General features: G+C 48.5%; 20 protein-coding genes and 2 riboswitches. Of the genes, 19 read left to right on the forward strand and 1 reads right to left on the reverse strand.

Annotation, left to right across the window (positions count from 1 at the left end):
- Window positions 1-125: 125 nt before the first annotated feature.
- The 14 genes from CXK86_RS32325 to CXK86_RS27450 all read left to right on the forward strand — a co-directional run bounded on the left by CXK86_RS32325 (window position 126) and on the right by CXK86_RS27450 (window position 15,278).
- Window positions 126-269, forward strand: a complete 144-nt coding sequence (locus CXK86_RS32325; RefSeq protein WP_180361880.1) for a hypothetical protein — start codon at window positions 126-128, stop codon at window positions 267-269.
- Window positions 270-368: 99 nt separating this feature from the next.
- Window positions 369-1,295, forward strand: a complete 927-nt coding sequence (locus CXK86_RS27390) for a phosphate ABC transporter substrate-binding protein (protein WP_101314909.1) — start codon at window positions 369-371, stop codon at window positions 1,293-1,295.
- 115 nt (window positions 1,296-1,410) lie between these two features.
- Window positions 1,411-2,346, forward strand: a complete 936-nt coding sequence (gene pstC / locus CXK86_RS27395; RefSeq protein ID WP_373888080.1) for a phosphate ABC transporter permease subunit PstC — start codon at window positions 1,411-1,413, stop codon at window positions 2,344-2,346.
- 2 nt (window positions 2,347-2,348) lie between these two features.
- The gene (pstA, locus tag CXK86_RS27400; RefSeq protein ID WP_101314929.1) at window positions 2,349-3,236 is read left to right on the forward strand and encodes a phosphate ABC transporter permease PstA; all 888 of its coding nucleotides are present in this window, start codon (window positions 2,349-2,351) and stop codon (window positions 3,234-3,236) included.
- Between the two features lie 12 nt (window positions 3,237-3,248).
- Window positions 3,249-4,004 carry a phosphate ABC transporter ATP-binding protein PstB gene (gene pstB, locus CXK86_RS27405; RefSeq protein ID WP_101314910.1) on the forward strand — a complete coding sequence of 252 codons (756 nt, stop codon included), beginning with the start codon at window positions 3,249-3,251 and terminating at the stop codon, window positions 4,002-4,004.
- A gap of 199 nt (window positions 4,005-4,203) precedes the next feature.
- Window positions 4,204-5,220, forward strand: a complete 1,017-nt coding sequence (locus CXK86_RS27410; protein WP_180361881.1) for a phosphotransferase enzyme family protein — start codon at window positions 4,204-4,206, stop codon at window positions 5,218-5,220.
- Between the two features lie 192 nt (window positions 5,221-5,412).
- Window positions 5,413-6,123 (forward strand): response regulator transcription factor, encoded by a 711-nt coding sequence (locus CXK86_RS27415; RefSeq protein WP_036616782.1) that lies wholly within the window; start codon window positions 5,413-5,415, stop codon window positions 6,121-6,123.
- Entirely contained in the window at window positions 6,120-7,610 is a 1,491-nt protein-coding gene (locus CXK86_RS27420; protein WP_101314912.1) for a sensor histidine kinase, read from the forward strand. Before CXK86_RS27415 ends, CXK86_RS27420 begins: the two co-directional genes overlap by 4 nt.
- Window positions 7,611-7,614: 4 nt before the next feature.
- The gene (locus CXK86_RS27425; RefSeq protein ID WP_180361882.1) at window positions 7,615-8,706 is read left to right on the forward strand and encodes a LolA family protein; all 1,092 of its coding nucleotides are present in this window, start codon (window positions 7,615-7,617) and stop codon (window positions 8,704-8,706) included.
- A gap of 206 nt (window positions 8,707-8,912) precedes the next feature.
- Window positions 8,913-11,075, forward strand: a complete 2,163-nt coding sequence (locus CXK86_RS32800) for a collagen-like triple helix repeat-containing protein (protein WP_101314914.1) — start codon at window positions 8,913-8,915, stop codon at window positions 11,073-11,075.
- A 134-nt stretch (window positions 11,076-11,209) separates the two neighbouring features.
- Window positions 11,210-11,334, forward strand: a riboswitch (glycine riboswitch).
- A gap of 4 nt (window positions 11,335-11,338) precedes the next feature.
- A riboswitch (glycine riboswitch) is annotated at window positions 11,339-11,475 on the forward strand.
- 138 nt (window positions 11,476-11,613) lie between these two features.
- Window positions 11,614-12,303: an L-serine ammonia-lyase, iron-sulfur-dependent subunit beta gene (gene sdaAB, locus CXK86_RS27435; RefSeq protein ID WP_074093257.1), complete on the forward strand. Its 690-nt coding sequence runs from the start codon at window positions 11,614-11,616 to the stop codon at window positions 12,301-12,303.
- The gene (sdaAA, locus tag CXK86_RS27440; RefSeq protein WP_036672202.1) at window positions 12,293-13,231 is read left to right on the forward strand and encodes an L-serine ammonia-lyase, iron-sulfur-dependent, subunit alpha; all 939 of its coding nucleotides are present in this window, start codon (window positions 12,293-12,295) and stop codon (window positions 13,229-13,231) included. The genes sdaAB and sdaAA overlap by 11 nt, the downstream gene beginning before the upstream one ends.
- Before the next feature lie 265 nt (window positions 13,232-13,496).
- Window positions 13,497-14,711: a YhgE/Pip domain-containing protein gene (locus CXK86_RS27445; RefSeq protein WP_180361883.1), complete on the forward strand. Its 1,215-nt coding sequence runs from the start codon at window positions 13,497-13,499 to the stop codon at window positions 14,709-14,711.
- A gap of 54 nt (window positions 14,712-14,765) precedes the next feature.
- Window positions 14,766-15,278, forward strand: a complete 513-nt coding sequence (locus CXK86_RS27450; protein WP_076329668.1) for a helix-turn-helix transcriptional regulator — start codon at window positions 14,766-14,768, stop codon at window positions 15,276-15,278.
- 140 nt (window positions 15,279-15,418) lie between these two features.
- Here CXK86_RS27450 and CXK86_RS27455 read toward each other — a convergent pair whose 3' ends face one another.
- On the reverse strand, window positions 15,419-17,173 hold the full coding sequence (locus tag CXK86_RS27455; RefSeq protein WP_101314916.1) for an alpha-glycosidase: 1,755 nt from the start codon (window positions 17,171-17,173) through the stop codon (window positions 15,419-15,421).
- 227 nt (window positions 17,174-17,400) lie between these two features.
- Between CXK86_RS27455 and CXK86_RS27460 the strand changes: the two genes are divergently transcribed.
- The 5 genes from CXK86_RS27460 (at window position 17,401) to CXK86_RS27480 (ending at window position 22,089) form a co-directional block, all read left to right on the forward strand.
- Window positions 17,401-18,084: a response regulator transcription factor gene (locus CXK86_RS27460; protein ID WP_017690959.1), complete on the forward strand. Its 684-nt coding sequence runs from the start codon at window positions 17,401-17,403 to the stop codon at window positions 18,082-18,084.
- Window positions 18,085-18,128: 44 nt separating this feature from the next.
- Complete coding sequence (locus tag CXK86_RS27465; protein ID WP_257468233.1) at window positions 18,129-19,640, forward strand: HAMP domain-containing sensor histidine kinase; 1,512 nt, start codon at window positions 18,129-18,131, stop codon at window positions 19,638-19,640.
- Between the two features lie 85 nt (window positions 19,641-19,725).
- Window positions 19,726-20,640 carry an ABC transporter ATP-binding protein gene (locus CXK86_RS27470; protein ID WP_036607503.1) on the forward strand — a complete coding sequence of 305 codons (915 nt, stop codon included), beginning with the start codon at window positions 19,726-19,728 and terminating at the stop codon, window positions 20,638-20,640.
- Complete coding sequence (locus CXK86_RS27475; protein WP_036607500.1) at window positions 20,637-21,353, forward strand: ABC transporter permease; 717 nt, start codon at window positions 20,637-20,639, stop codon at window positions 21,351-21,353. The genes CXK86_RS27470 and CXK86_RS27475 overlap by 4 nt, the downstream gene beginning before the upstream one ends.
- Window position 21,354: 1 nt before the next feature.
- On the forward strand, window positions 21,355-22,089 hold the full coding sequence (locus CXK86_RS27480) for an ABC transporter permease (RefSeq protein ID WP_101314918.1): 735 nt from the start codon (window positions 21,355-21,357) through the stop codon (window positions 22,087-22,089).
- Window positions 22,090-22,169 lie beyond the last annotated feature (80 nt).

Raw genomic sequence — 22,169 nt, forward strand, 5'->3', positions numbered from 1 at the left:
CCTTTTTTGCCTACTTCCCAGGCAGGAGATTGAAATGCCTGAGATCCAACGAGCGCTGACACAGCGCAGGGAACGGAACGATTGTGGAAAAGCGAAGCGTTCGCCTTTATCCCCGGATGTATTCCTTGAAAAAAGTAAATCATATAAATCCGGGGATAACAGCGATTGAAACAACGTCCGTTCCCGAAGCGGCCACTTCAGCGCAACTTGTCTCAGATGATTTTCAAAATGCTGCCGATATTTTTAACATTGCGTTTACAAAACACTGATTTTAAGATGACATACCGAAACTACAATGAGTAAAGAGTTGATGGTGAACAAACAAATTCACAAAACGCCATCACTACATTGGGGGAGGAAAACAAAACATGTTTAAAAAGTTGCCGTTTATTTTGATGACCTTAACGTTCGTACTGGTTCTCGCAGCATGCGGATCGAAAAATGACGCTGGTACAGAGGGTGCCACAAGCAATGGATCAGGAGAAGCTGCTACTGAGCTTAGCGGTAACATTCTGGCAGTCGGATCGACAGCATTGCTACCTCTGGTAGAACAAGCTGGACAGAAATTTATGGCAGTTGATGAATATAAGAACGTAACGGTTCAAGTTCAAGGTGGCGGTAGTGGTACTGGTTTGACACAAGTATCTGACGGACAAGCTACAATCGGTAACTCTGATGTATTTGCAGAAGAGAAACTGGAGGACGAAGCCAAAGTAAAAGAACTGGTTGACCATCAAGTAGCAGTAGTAGCTATGGCGCCAGTTAGCAACAAAGATGCAGGTGTAGAAGATTTGACGAAGCAACAACTGGTCGACATCTTCTCCGGTAAAGTAACAAACTGGAAAGACGTTGGCGGCGCGGATAAAGCAATCGTTATTGTAAACCGTCCGAGCAGTTCCGGTACTCGTGCAACTTTTGAGAAGTATGCATTGGGTGCAAAAATGGGTGATATCCAAGGTTCGATTCAAGAAGATTCTTCTGGTAACGTAAAAAAATTGGTAGCTGAAACGCCAGGTGCTATTGGTTACCTCGCCTTGTCTTACTTGGATGACAGCTTGCAAGTGTTGAAATACGAAGGTGTAGAAGCAACAGTTGAGAACGTAGAAGCAGGAACTTATCCAGTGTGGGCTTACGAGCACATGTACACAAAAGGTGAGCCTGATGCAGCAACAAAAGCATTCTTGGATTACATCTTGAGTGACGAAATTCAACAAAACGACGTGACAGAACTTGGATACATTCCAATGTCAGGTATGAAAGTAAAACGCGATGCAGCAGGTAATGTGGTTGAGTAATCTTTGAACTTGCGCATACAGCGAAAGAGGCGGACTAAGGTCCCGCCTCTTTACGCGGTTTGCTCTAAAATAATCCCATATTTTGCATTAATTCTACTATAGAAGGATGGTTGTTATGGAACAGACCGAAGGGGGAACGGTAATGAATAACAAGTTGAAACCGCGCCGGCCCTTAAAAGAGAAACATTATTGGGAAGAGTGGACGGGACGGATCTATACGTCGATTTGTGTCGTTTTCCTGATCGTTGTCATGTTTTCCATTGTTTATTTTGTAGCGTCTAAGGGACTATCCACATTTTTCCAAAATGGAATAAGCATCAGCGAATTCCTTGGTGGAAAGACGTGGAATCCGACCGGAGAACCTGCGTTCTACGGGGCATTACCGTTCATCACAGGTTCTTTCATTACAACCTTGCTTGCAGCATTGATCGCAAGTCCGCTTGGCCTGTGTGCAGCGCTCTTCATGACAGAGATTGTTCCGGGTAAAGGCAAAAAGATCTTGCAGCCTGCGATTGAGCTCTTGTCCGGAATTCCATCCGTTGTATACGGATTTATCGGTCTGAGTGTCATCGTACCTTTGTTGCGCGGTATCTTTGGCGGAACAGGCGTCGGGATTGCAGCCGGATGTCTTGTTCTCGCGGTAATGATTCTTCCTACGGTGACAAGTATTATGGCAGATGCATTGTCCGCATTGCCAAAAGGATTGCGTGAATCCTCCTACGCACTGGGTGCCACTCGCTGGCAAACCATCTACCGTGTCATTATCCCAACGACTTTGCCAGCTTTGTTGACAGGTGTCGTTTTGGGTATGGCCCGTGCTTTTGGTGAGGCACTTGCTGTGCAGATGGTTATCGGTAATGCACCGCATGTTCCAACATCCTTGCTTGAATCAGCTTCAACATTAACAAGTGTAATTACACTCAGCATGGGTAACACCACGATGGGTTCTGTTCATAACAATGCACTGTGGAGTATGGCGCTTGTCCTGTTGGTGATGACATTTGTCTTCGTCATTCTGGTTCGCCTGCTTGAAAGGAGAAACCGGGTATGAAAATGAAGGCAAAGACGGTAGATAAAATTGCAACATCCGTTATCGTTGTACTAGCCCTGTTCATTGTTATTCTATTGCTCGGTCTGCTTGGCTTCATCATGTATAGAGGCATTGGACATATTAGCTGGAACTTCCTTACAAGTGCACCACAGTTGCTTAAGGGTGGCGGCGGGATTGGTCCACAGCTCTTCAACTCCGTATTCTTGCTTGTTCTGACCTTGCTTGTTACCATTCCACTCGGATGGGGCGGCGGGATTTACATGGCGGAATACGCCAAACCAGGCAAGATTACCAGCTTCATTCGTCTGGTCGTTGAAGTATTGTCATCATTCCCATCCATCGTTATCGGTTTGTTTGGTCTCTTGCTGCTAGTAAATCAATTTGGTCTTGGTTTCTCCCTGATCTCGGGTGCCTTGGCTCTGGCGATCTTTAACTTGCCACTGATGGTGCGGACTACGGAGCAGGCCTTCCGTGCCGTTCCGAAGGAACAGAAAGAAGCAGGTCTGGCGCTTGGACTGTCCAAGTGGAAGATTATCACTTCCATTCTACTGCCTGTGGCATTGCCGAGCTTGATTACGGGTACGATCCTGGCATCGGGCCGGATCTTTGGCGAAGCAGCAGCGCTGATGTTCACCGCAGGTATGAGTAGTCCACCATTGGACTTTACAGATTGGAATCCGGCGAGTCCAAGATCACCGCTTAATCCTTTCCGTCCGGCAGAGACACTTGCTGTCCATATCTGGAAAGTGAATAGTGAAGGTATTGGGCCAGATTCCAAAGAAGTGGCAGCAGGGGCATCCGCCGTGCTTGTCATTCTCGTGCTGGCGTTCAATCTAAGTGCACGCTGGATCGGTCGGGTTGTATTCCGCCGCATGACAGCTTCGAAATAAGGAGGAACCAACATGGCCATACCTTTTGGTACGGAACAGTTAAGCATATATTATGGACATTTCCAGGCGGTCAAGCAGATTAGCCTGACGTTTCCTGAAGCAAGCGTAACGGCTCTTATTGGGCCGTCTGGTTGCGGTAAATCCACATTCCTCCGTTCGCTGAATCGGATGAACGACGAGATTGCCGGTTCCCGTACAGAGGGACATATCTGGATGGACGGTAACGATCTGAATGAGCCTGGAACCGATGTAATCAAGCTTCGCCAGAAGATTGGCATGGTGTGGCAGAAGCCAAATCCTTTTCATAAGTCCATCTACAACAATATCGCGTTTGGCCCCCGCTACCGTGGTACGAAGAGTAAGAAGGCACTGGATGAAATTGTGGAAAAAAGCTTGCGTCGTGCTGCGCTCTGGGACGAAGTGAAAGACAGACTGCATGAGTCAGCTCTGTCTCTCTCTGGCGGACAACAGCAGCGCCTGTGTATCGCTCGCGCTTTGTCTGTTGATCCGCAGATTCTGTTGCTCGATGAGCCGGCATCTGCACTTGACCCGGTATCTACGGGTAAAGTTGAAGAGTTGATTACCGAGCTCAAGAAGGAGCTACGGATTGTTATTGTTACCCATAACATGCAGCAGGCGGCACGAATCTCGGATTACACAGCTTATTTCTATCTGGGAAGCATGATTGAGCACGGGGATACGGAGCATATTTTCACGAACCCGGACAATCGTCTGACGCAAGAATACATTATGGGTCGTTTCGGTTAATTGGATCATGGAGTGTAACATAGAGTAATAGACAAAGAGATTAAGAAATAATAGAGACAAAAGAAAGCACAATGCCTGGACGGTTGTTCGGGGGTTGTGCTTTTTTAATTTATAATTTTAGTGGGATTTTCTGTATGCGGGATAAACATTATGCTACGATATTTAGTGTGAAGAGAACGTTTACATGACTTCGAAGGAGATGTTAATAATCACTACGGATCAGATGTCTTACGACCATATGGCAGCTCAGATTATACAGAACTACACTATTGAGAAACCTGTCGTTTCATATATTCGTCATAATGAGAATCTGACGTATCATGTCGTTGATGAAGCAAGCGGGCAGAAGTATCTGCTACGTATCCATCAAGCCGCATATGCAAGTATGACCGGCATTCAGCATACGCTTCCTGCGCTGGAGGCAGAGATGAACCTGCTTCATGAGTTAAACGCAACGACAGCATTGCGCGTTCAGCATCCGGTACGGAATGTATCGGGTGAATGGGTCACGGTATGGACAAGTGAGGCAGGGAAAGAAATCTGCTGTACAGTACTGGAGTGGATTGAGGGAAGGGACATCCAGCAGGGAGAACGGCTGACAACAGAGCAGATCTATGATCTTGGGGCACAACTGCAGATGCTTCATCAATATGGACGTGTTCAGAATCAGACAGATCGGACAAATGTACGCCCGGCATATGGCAATAGCCATGAGAAATTGGTCATGCTCGGGCAGCTAGAAGAAGGCGTCCGACTGGGGATTTTTACAACGGAAGACTTCGATCTGCTTCGTGAGACGTTTGAGAACATTAATGAGCAGTTAGAAACATACCCGCATCACGCAGGGACATGGGGGATCATTCATGGGGATATTACTCGCAACAATCTGCTGATAACGGAGCAGGGAATTTCCATGATTGATTTTTGTCTACACGGTTATGGATATTATCTTTTTGATGCCGGAGGGGCGGCACTTATGTTCAATCGGGAGGAACGTGACATATTTTTATCCGGTTATACCCAACAGATCGCACCACTGACGGATCGTGATATCCGGTTAATGGAAGGGTTTATGTTGATCTTTACACTGGGTTATTATGCCTTTCAGATGGCGAATGAGTCGAGGCACGAATGGATGAAAGATCGCATGCCGAAGCTATGCAGCAAGTATTGTAGACCCTATGTACAGAATGAGAGCATCTTCTATGAGTTATGAGGTGTTTCCTTTTCTAGGAGCTATAACTTAGGATTAAGATTGTGAATATTACCTGGGCGTCCTGAACAATCGGGGTGCTCTTTTTGCATGCATTAGATAGCGATCGTAATGGACATTTATGAAGAAAGTATAAACTCTGAGGAGAGTCAACTTTTCTTAGCTACAATATAGTCATGGGAGGATGAAGCAGCGATGAGAGACAGCGAGAATATATTGCTGGTGGAGGATGATCCGGAGATTGCCCGTATTTTGAGAGATCATCTACGTCATGAGGGTTATGGGGTAACTTGGGCATCAAGCGGTTTGGAGAGCTGGGAAGACTTTAGGGAAGGAACCTATCAATTAGTCTTGTTGGATCTGATGCTACCGGAAATGGATGGGTTCACGGTATGCAAAAACATTAGACTGATCAGCGATGTTCCGCTGCTCATGATGAGTGCTCGAATCGAGGAAGAGAGCAAAGTCAGGGGGCTTGGGCTGGGAGCTGACGATTATATTACGAAGCCCTTCAGTCTAACGGAACTTACAGCTCGCATTAAATCTCATCTGAATAGGTACCGCAGATATCAGGGCGTAGAGCCGGATTCGACAGATAGACAGTATAACGATGGGTTATCGATTGATTATTTGAATCAGCGCGCACAGGTTCATGGAGAACATGTGGCACTAACCAACAAGGAATGGGCTTTGCTCATACTGCTTGCTTCTCATCCTGGCCGGGTGTTTACCAAGGCGGAACTGTATGAACATGTCTGGAGTCAGCCAGAGGCGGGGAACTCGAGTACAGTCACAGTTCATGTGAAGAGCCTTCGGGCCAAGATTGGTGACGAGCCCCATCATCCACGCTGGATTCAGACGGTGTGGGGCAGTGGTTACCGGTTCGTGGGGGAGCCTGAGGAATGAAGTTGAAGTACTGGTTAATGCTTGCCTTCCTCATTGTAATGCTGCTACCTGTCGCTGCTGGGTGGGCGCTGTACTCCCTGTATAACTATTACAATGATCAGCGTGCCGTAACGGAATATGTGGAGTTGTCCGGACAATTGGCTCCTATTGAACTGGCTTTATCTGACCCGGGACTGTACCAGCTGCACTCGCCTGATGCTTTCGCTGCACTCTCTGAATTGGAGAATGGTCGGGTGAACTTTGCTCTGTATTTACCAACAGGGATTCGGGTGTACACATCAGAGGGGAGTACATGGTCTGCTGGAGCTTACACCGTTGGGGGGGCGGAGCTGTATCGTAATTTGTACAACTTACAGATTCGTCATCGTACATTCTCGTTGAAGAAACCCGTATGGGAAAAAGGTGAGTTGGTAGGCATTTACGAAATCGTCATGCTGCGTGGAGATTGGCTGGAAGGCATATCCTTGCGGACTACCTGGGTCATGGGTCTCGCTGCTACTTTCTTTATTCTGTTATACGGAACAGTGCTGTGGTTGCTATCCCGAAAGCTCTTTCGGCCGATGAAATATCTCATAGAACGAATGGATGCTTTTGCACGGGGAGAGGCTGCTACGGATGTGGTACCTGTTCGTCATGATGAAATGGGCATCTTGCTCCAACAGTTTGATGCAATGCAAGACAAGATCAGACATACTCAGGCCGATGTGGAGAGGGAGCAAAAAGAAAAAGAGCTCATGATCGCCTCGTTATCCCATGATCTGAAAACACCGTTGATGTCCATTAGTGCCTATACGGAAGTACTTAACGGTGATCGTCAACTGAAACGCCTTGAAAGGCAGGAATATCAGGATGTGCTGCTCGGAAATGTGGAGCGGATGAAACAGATGATTAGTGAACTTGAGATGTATACGGCGTTGGGTTCCAGTGAATCGGAGATGGCCATGGTTAAGGTGGAAGGTGAAGAGTTTTTTGATATGCTGCTTGGGGGCTATGAGGGACTTGCCGAGCGTGGTCAGATTGACGTGAAGATGGATGTCCGCACAGATCAACTGTACCGAGTTCATCCCGAACAACTGATGCGCCTGACAGATAATCTGATAAATAATGCACTACGCCACACAAGGACGAACGGTGTAATGGGACTAGGGGTTATTGCTTCAGATTGGGAGCTTCCTGAATGGATTATTCCTTCGCTTAGAGCTGAATTGGATAACTACAGGGCGGGAGCAACATTGATCATAGTACAAAACGAAGGTCCTGCTATTCCTGAGGAACAGCTCATTCGTATCTTCGAACCCTATGTTCAACACCAGAATCAGGAGGAGAAGACATATGCAGGTGGTTCGGGATTGGGATTGAGTATAGCCAAACGGGTTGCAATAAAGCACGGAGGGGATATGCGCATGTGGTCATACGAAGGATATGGAACGCTGGCAGTATGCCGATTGCCTGAACATGGAGAATGTAAACGCAGAGAGGGTGGATAAGATGATGAAAAAAGGATGGATGATGCTGGGTACTGCTGTGTTGGCAGGCGCCCTGCTTGGAGGTTGCGCGGAGAAGGATATGCTGTCTATGTCAGGAGATGAGATGATTGAGAAGGTTGTCTCAGCAGAAACAGAACCCGCCTCGTATTATGCGGAAGGTGTGATGAAGATATGGGCGGATGACAAGCTGACTAACACGATGCAAATTAAGGAATGGGTAGATGGTGAAACCGGACGAAAGCGCACGGAAACATCAGAGAATGGCAATGTCAGTTACGCAGTTAATGATGGAAAGAAGATCATCATATATGAAAAAGAAACAGGGGCAGCATATTCCATGGATGCATCATCCGTGTCACAACAACCTAATCAAACCCAGAAGCAAATATTGCTCGATCAACTAGAGCGGTTACGTACTACGCATGATGTGAATATGATGGGACAGGAGAAACTTCATGGACAGGACGTCATTCATATTGAATTGACACCAAAAGAAGAAGGCGCATTCTCCATATCTTCAGAGTATTGGGTAGATCCCAAAACGTGGATGATTGTCAAAGTAAACAGCGCGTATGGGGATGGAAAATCAGAAATGGTCTATGATCCGATTCAGTATGACCCTGAATTCACAAAGGATACTTTCGTAATTGACATCCCTAAGGAGGTCGATGTGAAGGACTTGAACGATATGATGCAGAATTCCGAAGTGACCCTAGAGGAAGCGGAAAAAGCGTTGGAACAGCCGTTCCTACAGGACATGAGTGGAGAATTCGAACTATCACGGATCGAAATGTCTACATCACGCGGTGAGCTGAGCAGAGATGAAGTAACCTTGTATTATGTAAGTAACGACAAGGTAGAAGTCAGCCTGACGGTATTCAAGATGCCGGAAGAAAATGTGGACGATACACTAATACCGGATGAAGCCGAGATTAAGGTTCGTAACACCGAGGGTTCATATATGAAGAGCATTCGGAACATATCATGGAGTGAGAATGGCTTGCGGTACTCCATCATGGGTGAAAACGAAGGATGGACAAAGGCAAAGCTGCAAGCTTGGGCGGAAGAACTGACCCTTTCCAATCCGTCTAGATGAGCTAAAGAATAACAATAAGGTTGCCGCAGAAACGAGCGGCAGCTTTTTTTGTATATTCTCCTTTTGGTGTGGTGGATATCTATTCGATCTCCTTTCAGTCCATTCCAAAAAGGCAAGAGGCAACTTCACGTTTACAGTTCAATATGCATATTCATAGAAGACAATCTTGATTTGGTGATGGAGGCAGGAGAAAGGGGCATCGCAGGATGGCTGTTTTATCAACAGGGCCAATAGAAAATAATATAGTGGTGGGAAGCGGCGAGCGTCCTACACAGAGAATTACAGTGAAATTAGACAATTGGAGTCTCACTAGTTTCTCTACCGTTCTGGTTCAAGGATATTATTTGAATGGTGTTCGCACACTATACGTTGAGGAATTGTTTAATGTTTTGCCTAACCAGGTTATAACAAATGACTATTATGCAGATTTGGATGCATTTGAGTTTATATTTATCACAGGTGATGATACGGAGGATGAAGTTCAGATTTCGGTATGGGGGAAAAACGAGAACGGTCAACTGGTAACGGCACATCGTTTGGTGTCTGAGGAATTGTTAGGAGCGAACCCCGGTCTAGTCGGGGTAACGGGTGCGACTGGAGCTACAGGGACAGCAGGGGTTGCGGGAACAACTGGTCCTACAGGGGCTACAGGTGTTACAGGACTGACAGGAGTTACTGGTCCTCCTGGAGGAACTACGGGATCGACGGGAGAGACCGGAGAGACCGGTGTCACTGGGACCACGGGGGAGACAGGATCTACCGGAGTGACAGGAGTCACGGGCGCTACTGGAAGTACGGGGACCACAGGAGAGACAGGGCTTACCGGAGTGACGGGTGTTACTGGGAGTACAGGAATAACAGGAACGACTGGAGTCACCGGGAGCACAGGGGAGACAGGGTCTACTGGAGCCACAGGTGTCACCGGTAGTACGGGAATAACAGGAACGACTGGGGTCATTGGGGCTACAGGTGCGACAGGCGTAACGGGGGCGACCGGAGTTACTGGAGATACGGGAGCGACAGGACTGACGGGGACGACCGGAGTCACTGGTGTTACAGGCGCAACAGGCGTAACGGGGACGACCGGAGTTACTGGTGTTACAGGCGCAACAGGCGTAACGGGGACGACCGGAGTTACTGGTGTTACAGGCGCAACAGGCGTAACGGGGACGACCGGAGTTACTGGTGTTACAGGTGCGACAGGCGTAACGGGGACGACCGGAGTTACTGGGGCTACAGGTGCAACAGGCGTAACAGGGGCGACTGGAGATACTGGTGTTACAGGTGCAACCGGATTGACGGGAGCAACAGGAGTCACTGGAGATACAGGCGCAACGGGAGCAACGGGAACGACCGGAGTCACAGGGGTTACAGGTGCGACAGGCGTAACCGGAACAACCGGGACGTCCGGAGTAACGGGAGCAACGGGAACGACCGGAGTCACAGGGGTTACAGGTGCAACAGGCGTAACCGGAACAACCGGGACGTCCGGAGTAACGGGAGCAACGGGAGCGACCGGAGTCACTGGGGTTACAGGTGCAACAGGCGTGACGGGAACAACCGGGACGTCCGGAGTAACGGGAGCAACGGGAACGACCGGAGTCACAGGGGTTACAGGTGCGACAGGCGTAACCGGAACAACCGGGACAGCCGGAGTAACGGGAGCAACGGGAACGACCGGAGTCACTGGGGCTACAGGTGCGACAGGCGTAACCGGAACAACCGGGACGGCTGGTGTAACGGGAGCAACGGGAACGACCGGAGTCACTGGGGCTACAGGTGCGACAGGCGTAACCGGAACAACCGGGACGGCTGGTGTAACGGGAGCAACGGGAGCGACCGGAGTCACTGGGGCTACAGGTGCGACAGGCGTAACCGGAACAACCGGGACAGCCGGAGTAACGGGAGCAACGGGAGCGACCGGAGCCACAGGCGCAACAGGAGCTACTGGATCGACAGCAGCTTCTGCCCCTGCGGATTCTTCCTTGTTTGCTGATAGCCAGACCACGGCGTTGGGTCTTTCATTAGTAGCTGAAACGACGATTCAGACACTTAATGTACCTGTAGTGGCAGGTCAACGCGTGAAAATCGATAATAGTACACAAGTAGCAATAGTTGTAGGGTCTAACTGGAGTATTGCGTATAACATTAATCTGAGACGTAACGGAGTTTTAATTAATCAATTGCAACTCTCACGAACCGGTAATGCTTCGGGAACGTTGAGGTTTCTTTCCTCCAACACTTACGTGGATACATCCCCGACTACAACGACTAATGCATACACGATAAGTATCCAATTTACGACAACTAGCAACGTCACGAGTGCCTCAGCGGAAGTGAGAAATCTGAATGCTATTCGTTTCAGTTAAAATAGACATCGAACTTATGATAATTACACGTTACTTTTGTTGACATATATGATATTGTACATTACTCTATGGGTATACTTGATCAAAAATTTAGAAATATACCAATTCGAATCGAATTAAGATAATACAGCGGATGATAACGAGCGGGAGAGACCTGGGTTAGCCGAGTCAAATGGCTAGTGTTCAGGCACCGAAGGAGCAAGCTGCTGCGCACCCGGCGCAGTGGTTAATCTCTCAGGTAAATGTACCATCGTTGGACGCAACTCTGGAGAGTGCGCGAACTGCGCCACCCAAGGGGTATATGATCAGTCAGCCCGGTGAACTTGTCTGTAATCGCAGGCAGTGCACCCTTGTCGTGAGACACTGCTGATCATGAAACTCTCAGGTATCGAGGACAGAGAGAGGGCCTAAGGCCTTCTTCTGTCCTTTTTTGATGTCATCATACCTAAATAAGGGACATTGTGGATGAAACTCCTGGATCGAAATGACGAATACATTTTACAAATATGAATCATGATTAATAATGGAGGGTTACAAGGTGCGATTTAAAGATGTTTTCTCAATTATTGGTCCGTCGATGACGGGGCCTTCAAGTTCACATACAGCTGGAGCGGCAAGGTTAGGGAGAATTGCTCGACAGTGGCTAGGATGTACGCCAGATCGTGCCCGGCTGACGCTGTACGGTTCATTTGCAGATACGTATCAGGGGCACGGAACAGATCTGGCACTGATCGGCGGTCTGCTGGATTATGTCACAGACGATCCGCGTATCCCGGATGCAGAGCAATACGCAGAGGAAGCGGGCATGGAGGTTGAGTTTTATACAAGTGGCCTACCTGCTCCTCATCCTAATACGGTCAAAATTGAGTTGTGGCATGGAGAACGTGCCTGCTCCTTAATCGGTGCATCCATTGGTGGTGGAAGCGTATCCGTGCATTCGATGAATGATTTTCGTGTTCAGATTAGTGGTGAGTTTCCAACACTCGTTCTGCGGCATGCGGATAAAGCGGGCGTACTCGCGTCAGTGACGTCCACGATCAGTTCATCCGGGGTTAACATCGGGTATATGCAGGTGGACCGGAAAGCCCGTGATGGCGAAGCGCTTACCGCGATGGAAATGGATGGTGTGCCTAATCCTGATATGCTCAAGCGTCTAAGGGAGCTGGACCATGTATTGGACATTCGTGTTATCGATTTGAAGAGAGGAGTTGATTCGGATGCGGTTTAAACATTTGCACGAACTGAATACGATCTGTACAGCGGAATCCAAAACCATTGCTCAGCTGATGATCGAGGAGCAAGTTCAGGAGACCAATACACCGGAAGCGGATGTTGTGAAGCAGATGTCTGAATATTATCAGGTGATGAAGGAAGCGGTACGCAAAGGGTTAACGGAAGATACGACATCACGCAGTGGATTAACAGGTGGAGACGGCAAAAAAATGGCCGAGTACATTCGCAAGGGTGAGACTTGCTCAGGAGATGCTTCCGCACTTGCCATGGCGTATGCCCTGTGTGTATCTGAAGTGAATGCCTCCATGGGTCGGATCGTGGCTACACCAACAGCCGGTTCCTGCGGCATCATCCCGGGTGTGTTTATCAGTTCACAGGAGCGATTTGGCTGGACGGACGAACATTTGGTGAACGGGTTGTTCTGTGCGGGAGCAATTGGTTATGTTATCGCCAATAATTCATTTATCTCCGGGGCCGAAGGTGGCTGTCAGGCGGAAGTGGGTTCCGCTATCGGCATGGCTGCGGGTGCCATGGTTGAACTGCGTGGAGGTACACCGGAACAGGTTGTTCATGCCGTTGGTTTGGCGTTAAAAAATACACTGGGCCTTATCTGCGATCCGGTCGCAGGCCTTGTTGAAATCCCGTGCATCGTCCGTAATGGACTGGGTGCAGTTACGGCGCTGGCTGCGGCTGACATGGCCCTGGCCGGAGTGCGTAGTGCCATTCCGTCAGACGAAGTCATCGATGTCATGCTGGAAGTAGGCAGTGCAATGCCGAGCCGCCATCGGGAGACAGCCCAAGGTGGACTGGCCCAGACACCAACCGGCCGCAAAATGATGCAGAAGTTGGCTAAACCAAAGGCAAAGCGTGCCGAGCCTGAGCCGGAGTCCCCTGCTGAAAATGACGTAGAAACTAAGGCATAAATCGGATTGATATGAATTAAATCTAACGCTAACTTGTGGAGCCTGCCTTTAGCCTTGATTATTAAAGGTGAAGAAGAGTCCTTACATGATATGAAAAGCCGGTACAAATCTTCCTGGTGAAGAGATGTATCGGCTTTTTTTGTCTTTTTCCAACGAAGAAAAACAAAAACATTGACGATCTATATATCGGTTAGATATATTAATTGTTGTCATATATCAATACGATATATATAGGAGCGAAACAAAATTAAAGGAGATGGATAGAATGAAAGGTATTTTCCAGACGAGTCTGCTGTTTTTGAAAAACGGAGCCACCATTGTAGGTTTAATTACGGCTGTGCTGTTTCAGGTTTTTTTTAACATCATCTGGCTTAGCGGATACGACCAGGTTAACGAAAGAATGACTCAATTGGCTGTCACCATCGTGAATGAAGATGGGGTAGCGGCTGAACCGGTGGCCGAGTCTCTGGCAGCGGGCCTGAATTTCGAGGTCAAAACATCTGAATCGATGCAAGAAGCGAGACAGATGTTAACGGACCGGGATGTGTACATGATTATTGAGATTCCATCAGGTTTCATGCAGCAGGCAGAAGACTTGTCAAAACCGATGACAGTGAAGTATGTGATGAACGAATCAAACGTGGCTACCGTGAAAAGTGTGATGCAGAACGTAGCCGCACAAGTTACAGCGACATTGAACCGTGAAGTACAACAGGAGGTTATTCACGGAGTGCTGAATCAATCCGGTATGACTGCTGATCAGTCCGATGCGCTTGCGGTAGGGTTATCTTCACGCGTGGAGGCAGAGGTGGAGCGACTGAATCCTGTTGATAATTTTGCTTTCTCGATGGTACCGATGTTGATTGTAACGGCTACGTTTACCGGAGCGATGTTGCTAAGCATGAATCTGCAAAAGGTTTCTGGTGAACTGAGTGGCAGGGCAGGGAAATGGGAGCGCTTCTGGGCACGTAACATTATTAATCTGGGTGCGGCATTTATCGTCTCACTCGTTGGATCGGGGATGATGCACATTATGGGGGTATCGTCAGCAGCCAGTTGGTTCATGTTATGGCTGTTCCAGTTGCTGGTCACCATATCTTTTATACTCATGGCTCAGTTGAGCTTGTTGTTGCTTGGCAATGCTGGGGCTTGGTTAAACAGTGCGTTGTTGCCTCTGCTGATGCTGTCCTCGGGATCAACGATTCCGCGAGATGTAATGCCTGACTTCTACCAAGTGATCGGTCATTATCTGCCAGCGACTTATGCCGTAGAAGGGATGATGAACCTTGTGCTCGGAGGAAACGGAATTGGCCGGGATGCGATGTTGCTCGCCGTAATCGGTGGTGTAACACTGACTCTGGGTGCGCTTTGCATCTGGATCAGACGCTCCGGCCCGGTACGTTCTGAAGCTCGTAGGGAGGACCAGCCTGCTGCTGTGCCTGTTGCTCTGAAAGCAACCGTTTCGTCATCTGATCATTGAACAAGGGGTACTGATTGTGATACGTTAAGGGGAATGGAAAGGAGCGGTACACCGATGAACACGCAGCATGTCATCCTCGGAATACTGCACAATCAGCCAAGTTCCGGATACGAGATCAAGCAGTACTTTGAACAATATTTTTCATTTTTCTTTGATGCCAGTTTCGGCACCATATATCCTACACTTGCGAAGATGGAAAAGTCAGGATTGCTGACTAAGGAATCGGTGAAGCAGGAAGGGAAACCTGATAAGAACGTGTATTCATTGACCCCTGAAGGAGCAACGCAATTTCACGCCTATTTAATGAGTCCTTTGGAAGCTGAGGTATTTCGTTCTGATTTTCTGATGCGGTTGTATTTCGGAGAGTTGGCGGATGAAGATACCGTAACGGGTTGGATATCCAGCCAGTTGAAGCGAAAGGAAATGTTATACGCTGAACTTCAGCGCCAGATGGAGGAATTCGGCGAACGTATTTCGCCTGCACAGCGTCTGTGTCTGCAAGTGGGGCTTGTACAATATGAGGCCACCATCCAGTTGCTCAAGGAACAGCTGGTTCGGCCAGAGTAATCCATGGCCATAATGAATAACGTCAAAATCAAATAGGTGCTCCACAGATCAGGAACAGATCTGGGAGCGCCTATTTCGTTTGATATGCCGATGAACTGAACAGACTCCAGTCTTGCATATGAGCAAGTATAGCTTGGTGTTTATATGAGACTAGTACTCAGTACGGCATATCCATACGCGGGCAGTTCAATGGCGAGTATGCCATCTTCCTTGGCAGTACGATGGTTTCCGCCGAATAACTCGGTCCATTCCTCGTCACCAGCCTCCAGCTCGACAATAGCCGTCTCTTCTGATCGATTGAACAGAACCAGAATGCGTTCCTCCTCATTTTGTCGCTCAAATACCAGTTGGCTGCCATCGGGACGAGCCTGCAGGAAACGAACGGTGCCTTCTGCACGCAGGGCAGGATGAGCATGACGTAGGGAGATCAGTTTCTGATAAAAGTTAAACAGCTCTCGGTCCTGCTTTGCTTCATCCCATTCCATGCATTTACGGCAGCCCGGATCATGTTCGCCGTCCATGCCAATCTCGTCTCCGTAATAGATACACGGAGCACCCATATAACTGAACTGGAATAACGCAGCCAGCTTCATCTTGCGCTGGTCACCTTCACACAGCGTGAGCAGCCGCGGGGTATCGTGGCTGTCCAGCAAGTTAAACGCCACTTCGCTGGCCTGAAGCGGATAACGGGATAACTGTCGCCCGATGGAGTTTGCGAACTGTTCGGCGTGCATCGTATTTTTCACAAAGAAAGCATTCACGGCATCGGTAAACGGATAGTTCATGGACGCATCGAACTGGTCACCTTGCAGCCAGGAGGAAGACTCGTTCCATACTTCGCCCAGAATATAGGCCTCCGGATTAGCCGCTTTGACTACACGGCGGAAATCACGCCAGAATGCATCGTCCACTTCGTCTGCCACATCCAGCCGCCATCCGTCCGCACCCACTTCCTTGATCCAGTACTCGGCAACCTCCAGCAGATAGGCCTTAACCTCAGCATTCTCCGTATTCAGCTTTGGCATATGCGCTTCGAATCCGAATGTCTCATACGTTGGAATGCCGTCCTTCACGTCCAGCGGGTATTCATGTACATGGAACCAGTCCTTGTATTTGGATTGTTCTCCGTTCTTCTGCACATCAACAAACGGAGCAAATGTCTTCCCGGAATGGTTGAACACGGCATCCAGCAGTACGCGAATTCCACGTGCGTGGCACAGCTCGACCAGTCGTTTCACGGTATCTGCGTCACCAAAGTGCCGGTCTACCTGCAGGTAGTCTTCGGTATCGTATTTGTGATTGGTGGTGGCTTCAAAGATGGGTGTGAAGTAGATCGCATTAATGCCAAGATCGCTGATGTAATCCAGATGGTCAATCACGCCCTGAAGGTCACCGCCGAAGAAATTGAAAGGTGTCGGCTCACCACCCCACGGCTCTACCTTTTCCGGACTAATATTTGGGTTGCCGTTGGCGAATCGTTCAGGGAAAATCTGATAAAACACCGCGTCCTTAACCCATGCAGGGGGTGTGAATACAGCTCCGGCATGAATATAAGGGAACTGGAACATACGACCCGGATCGTCCGGTTCTTTTTCCTGGAAGTCCGTTTCGGTCATCCAGATCTGTTCGTCTCCGTTTTTGAGCAGAAAAGAGTATTTCAGTCGGTGGTAGGGAGGTTTCACCTCACCCTCGAAGTAATCGAACATGGAGTCAGAGGTGAACTTTGTTAAGGGAACCAGCGCTTTGGTTGCATCCCACGCATATTTATCCCCGGTCAGGGCATGTACCTCGGTCAGATCATTCTTTTTGGCACGCAGGCGCAGATGGATTGTATCTTGGTCATAGGCATAGGCCCAGTTTCGTTTCGGTTGATGATAAATAGCTTCCAGCAACATAATGATTTCCTCCCGTCAGGTGTAGCACTGATATGTACTTGGTAGACTTGATTAATATGACATTCCCCACGTTAATGGATAAGCTATAATTAGCATGTATGGTAACGTAAAGGACTTCAACATTTGCTCAACAAGACATGAATCCATATGATATAGACAGCTTTTATCATGATGATGCTCAGATATATCATTAACCCATTGGGGGCAGAAAGGAAACGAATATTCGGATGAAAACCAAACTGTTATATATTGAAGATGATACGGAAATTGCGACTTGGGTCAGAGCCGATCTGGAGGAGCGCGGTTATGAGGTGGTATGGCTCGGCAGTGGTGAAGGTGCAGCGGAGGCTGCTGTCGGTTGTTCACTCATTATTCTTGATGTCATGCTGCCTGGGCTGGATGGATTTACGGTGGGCCAGCGACTGAAAAAAGAACATCCCGCCGTGCCCATTGTCATGCTCTCGGCCAGAACGTCCATTGACGATAAGTTGCACGGTCTTGATTTTGCCGATGACTATGTGACCAAACCATTTCACCCCGATGAACTGGCTGCCCGGATTGAAGTACAACTGCGTAAGGCAGGAACAGCGGTCTCATCGGATACAGCCCTGAAGCTGGATCATCTCTCCATCTATGAGAAGGACAACCGGATCGTCAATGAGGAGACGGGAGATGAGATTATTTTATCGGGAAAACAGTTCCACATCTTCGCCTACCTGCTACGACATATGGGCATGATTCGAACCAAAGAGCAGATCTATGAAGCCGTCTGGAACGAGCCCTATCTGGATGGGGACAAAACTTTAATGGTACATATTCGACATCTACGCGAAAAGCTGGAGCTTGATCCGGCCAATCCAGTAGTTATTCAGACAGTCCGTGGTGTGGGATATCGTGTGAAGAAGCCATGATTCGGTGGTTCAGAGAACGGAAGATCATGAAGGGAGAACGAAGCATGGAGCAAAAGCAATCCGGGCGGCGCAAGCTTCGCTTTGGGCGGTCCTTGATGTCCAGATACATCATTCTGATCTTGGCGGCTGTATTATTTGTGCCCGTTGTGCTTCCGATCATATCCGTTATATATATTGTTGTAGTGAATAACACGGACACGAATATGAACCGTGCCGCTCCTTACGGTGATGTTACTAAGATCAGTAACCTCTGGTCACATGAAGCGAAGAACTTGGATGGTGCTTCGGATGAAGAGATTAAGGCCCGGTTGGAGCAATTACATGACTCGTATCCCAAATCTTCCATGTATCGTGTGAATGTGAGTGGTGAGACCCTCTTTATTCTTGGTGGTGAAGATGTAACGCTTCTGAAATCCACGTCGCCGGATGGCAGGACAGATACGACATTGAGATGGTCACTGGATTCCGGGCAAACGACAGAGACTTATATTCCAGCCTTATGGAATGTAAACAATACGGTGCAATTCATGAAAGTAGCTTCCTTTCGCGATCCACTGACCGTAGTTGCATATATTGGCGGAGCTGAGCAGGACAAAGGACAGGGATTCATGATCATTGAAGTGCCGCGGTCACTTCTGCAAATGAATCAGAGTAACTGGCCGATGGAACTCTTGTATCTTGGTATCGTAATGACCCTTATCTTTCTGATCTTCATCATTATGTCGATTCTCTTTTTCGCACGCATTCGCAAACGACTTATTCGTTTGCAGACGGCCATGATGACCACAGGCAAGGAAGGCCTCCCACTTCCGGTAGATATCCGCCGGTCAGACGAGATTGGTCAACTGGAAGAATCCTTCAATCAGATGGTGCATCAACTATCCGACAGCCGTCACCGTGAACGCGAGGAGGAACAATTGCGCAAACGTCTCATTGCGGGGCTTTCCCACGATCTGCGTACCCCGCTAACGGTGATTCGTGGACATATGCATGCTTTGCACAAGGAAGAGCTGAGTGAGCAAGGTGACCGTTCATTACATCGCATGGAAGCAAAGATGGAGGACCTCGGCGGGCTCATTGACAACATGTTATCCTACAATTTGCTCACGAGTGGAAAATATACACTGAAGCTGGAAGAGAAAGATATACTGCGGATCGTCAGGGAAACGGCGGCCGCCTGGTACCCGGTCTGGGAGAAAGAGCAATTCGATATTGATATTGACCTGCCAGAGGAACCGTTGATTTGGCATATGGATGAACAGGGCATGCGCCGTATTCTTGATAATTTGTTCCAAAACGTGATCCGTCATGCCGCCAACGGGAAATATATTGGTATATCTACTCAGGAGATTCAGGGTGAGACGGCCATCGTTATTCAGGATCGGGGTCCGGGAATGCAACCGAATTCCGACACAAAAGGCACAGGTCTAGGCTTATCCATTGTAGACCTGTTGATTCGTGAGATGGGTCTGCGCAAGCGGGTAGACAGTTCCGATACGGGTGTCCAGACATATATCTACAGTGGTAAGGGAAACAGGGAAACAACAAACAGCTGAAATAGCTTTTTTAAACTAAACTTAAACTAGAGACTACTTTGGCTTTAACCTTGGAAGGTTACGATAGTTCCGAGGTGATCATACAGTGAGTGAAAATATTATTCAAACAGCGAATTTATGGAAAACATACCGGGACCGTGCAGCGGTCCGTGAACTTGATCTGCATATTAAAAAGGGAGATATCTACGGCTTCCTCGGTCCCAATGGCGCCGGCAAAACAACAACGATTCGCATGCTTCTCGGCTTGATTAAACCAACCAAAGGTGTGATCCGTGTCTTCGACAAGGACATCCGCAAGGATCGCATGGATATTTTGCGCCGTGTGGGCTCCTTGGTCGAATACCCGTCCTATTACGGACATCTGAACGCAGTAGAGAATCTGGAAACTTTGCGCCGCATCATCAATGTACCAAAATCCAGAATTGCTGAAGTGCTGTCCATTGTAGATCTGACCAAGGATGCCAAACGTTCAGTAAAGGGGTATTCCCTTGGGATGAAGCAACGTCTGGGTATTGCCAGCGCTTTGCTGGGTGAACCAGAGCTGCTGATTCTGGACGAACCAACGAATGGGCTTGATCCTGCCGGTATTCAGGAGATTCGGGAACTGATCAAACGCATGCCTCTGGAACACGGCATTACCGTTCTGGTTTCCAGCCACTTGCTGAGTGAAGTCGAACAGATGGCAAGTCGCGTTGGTATTATCCGTGAAGGCAAGATGGTGCTTCAGGATACTATCGCAAGTCTGCATAGTCAGACGGGTAGTTCTATCCGGTTAACGGTTTCCGAGCCGGAAGAGGCTATGAAGCTGGCAAAAGAACAGGGACAATTTGGTCATCAACAAGGTGCTGCATTAACGTTCCCTTATATGGATAACAGTTCAGTGGCACTGCTTGTGCGCCGATTAATTGAACAGGATCATGATGTGTATCGTGTAGAGGAACAGCGTCAGTCGCTGGAAGATCTGTTCATGCGGGTCATTGGCGAGGGGGCTTCCATATGACCGGGCGTGCATTATCGTCAGACTGGCTCAAGATTCGGGGGAAAGGGATCTGGTTTCTTGTCTTTCTGGCCCCTCTTGGATTGACAGCTATGCAGGCGCTTAATTTTGGCTTACGGTTGGACTATCTGAAAGAGCAGTATGCAGATAACCTGTGGGGCGGATTATTGGGCAATGTGGTTGTCTTTGTGCCCTTGTCTCTGATGCTGGGAGCAACCATTCTCAGCTCCATGATCGCTAATGTTGAGCATGAACAGGGATCGTGGAAACAGTTGCTCGCGATGCCCATTCCCAGACCAGCCGTGTATTTAGCCAAGTTCCTGCTTGCCTGTGTGCTGCTGGTGATCTCCTGCCTGCTGCTAACCGCAGGAATTGTGGGTCTGGGTCTGATCCTCGGATTCCATGCCAGCGAAATACCTTGGACACATGCGATCAAGCTGGGTCTATTGCCTTTGGCTGGTGCACTTCCGGTGTTGTCACTGGAGTTGTGGCTCACGATGGTTAACAAGAATCAGGCGCTTCCCGTCACCCTGGGCATCGTTCTCGCGATAACGGGTATGTTCTCACTCAGTATCTCACCAATCTTTCCGCTCGCATGGGCACAGATGGCCTGGAATGGGCCTAATCCATACCTGTATGCAGGCATGGGGGCAGGTCTAGGGTTATTAATCCTGTTGCTGGGTATGGTGCATTTTAGCCGGAAGGATGTGGCCTGATATGAGCTTTGCGACAACGTACTTCCGAATCTTGTCCGCTGAACGATTGAAAATGAGCAAATCGCCCATATGGCTCCTGATTCTGCTGAGTCCACTCATTGCGCTGCTCATCGGGCTGTTGTCCACGCCATCGGGCAATTGGCAGGTATTGATGACCACGATGGTTTTCCTGCACGGATTGTTATTGTTACCGATGCTTACTGGTGTGTTTACGTCCTTTGTCTGCCGTTTCGAACATGCAGGTGGAGGGTGGAAGCAGATGCTGGTTTTACCGCTCACACGTTCAGGTGTATATGCAGGTAAACTGACGATTGTACTCATGCTTCTGGCGGGCACGCAAGTATTGTTGCTGATGTCCATTCTGCTGGCAGGCATGTTTCACGGCATTACGATGCCAGTACCTTGGGGATTCTTGGTAGGCAAACTGCTGCTTGGCTTGCTGGCCTGTGTACCCCTTGCTGCCCTGCAGATGTTCGTTTCATTGGTGTGGAGCAGCTTTGCCGCACCGCTCGCACTGAATTTTGCACTGACCATACCGAATATTCTCATTGTAAACTCGGCGACATATGGGCCGTATTATCCATGGGCACAACCGATGATTCTAATGACACCCGTGGACGGCACAGGTTTCGGAGCCTACAATGTTCCACTGATCACGATGCTGGCGGTTGTTGGAGGCAGTGCTGTTATTTTCATTGGAATCGGCATGATGTATTTTGCGAAAAAAGAAATCTGAATAATCCGTTACACCCTTGGTTATCGTAAGTCAAAATCCTCTTTAAGCAAAACATGCAAGCTCTATTGTATGTATGCTTC

The sequence above is a fragment of the Paenibacillus sp. BGI2013 genome, assembly GCF_002843485.1.
GTDB lineage: Bacteria > Bacillota > Bacilli > Paenibacillales > Paenibacillaceae > Paenibacillus > Paenibacillus amylolyticus.

What these genes read in the sequence shown, in the direction of transcription:
- CXK86_RS27390 (WP_101314909.1), top strand. Translation starts at nt 369, where the DNA reads ATGTTTAAAAAGTTGCCGTTTATTTTGATGACCTTAACGTTCGTACTG.
- pstC (WP_373888080.1), top strand. Translation starts at nt 1,411, where the DNA reads ATGGAACAGACCGAAGGGGGAACGGTAATGAATAACAAGTTGAAACCG.
- pstA (WP_101314929.1), top strand. Translation starts at nt 2,349, where the DNA reads ATGAAGGCAAAGACGGTAGATAAAATTGCAACATCCGTTATCGTTGTA.
- pstB (WP_101314910.1), top strand. Translation starts at nt 3,249, where the DNA reads ATGGCCATACCTTTTGGTACGGAACAGTTAAGCATATATTATGGACAT.
- CXK86_RS27410 (WP_180361881.1), top strand. Translation starts at nt 4,204, where the DNA reads ATGTTAATAATCACTACGGATCAGATGTCTTACGACCATATGGCAGCT.
- CXK86_RS27415 (WP_036616782.1), top strand. Translation starts at nt 5,413, where the DNA reads ATGAGAGACAGCGAGAATATATTGCTGGTGGAGGATGATCCGGAGATT.
- CXK86_RS27420 (WP_101314912.1), top strand. Translation starts at nt 6,120, where the DNA reads ATGAAGTTGAAGTACTGGTTAATGCTTGCCTTCCTCATTGTAATGCTG.
- CXK86_RS27425 (WP_180361882.1), top strand. Translation starts at nt 7,615, where the DNA reads ATGAAAAAAGGATGGATGATGCTGGGTACTGCTGTGTTGGCAGGCGCC.
- CXK86_RS32800 (WP_101314914.1), top strand. Translation starts at nt 8,913, where the DNA reads ATGGCTGTTTTATCAACAGGGCCAATAGAAAATAATATAGTGGTGGGA.
- sdaAA (WP_036672202.1), top strand. Translation starts at nt 12,293, where the DNA reads ATGCGGTTTAAACATTTGCACGAACTGAATACGATCTGTACAGCGGAA.
- CXK86_RS27445 (WP_180361883.1), top strand. Translation starts at nt 13,497, where the DNA reads ATGAAAGGTATTTTCCAGACGAGTCTGCTGTTTTTGAAAAACGGAGCC.
- CXK86_RS27450 (WP_076329668.1), top strand. Translation starts at nt 14,766, where the DNA reads ATGAACACGCAGCATGTCATCCTCGGAATACTGCACAATCAGCCAAGT.
- CXK86_RS27455 (WP_101314916.1), bottom strand. Translation starts at nt 17,173, where the DNA reads ATGTTGCTGGAAGCTATTTATCATCAACCGAAACGAAACTGGGCCTAT.
- CXK86_RS27460 (WP_017690959.1), top strand. Translation starts at nt 17,401, where the DNA reads ATGAAAACCAAACTGTTATATATTGAAGATGATACGGAAATTGCGACT.
- CXK86_RS27465 (WP_257468233.1), top strand. Translation starts at nt 18,129, where the DNA reads ATGGAGCAAAAGCAATCCGGGCGGCGCAAGCTTCGCTTTGGGCGGTCC.
- CXK86_RS27475 (WP_036607500.1), top strand. Translation starts at nt 20,637, where the DNA reads ATGACCGGGCGTGCATTATCGTCAGACTGGCTCAAGATTCGGGGGAAA.
- CXK86_RS27480 (WP_101314918.1), top strand. Translation starts at nt 21,355, where the DNA reads ATGAGCTTTGCGACAACGTACTTCCGAATCTTGTCCGCTGAACGATTG.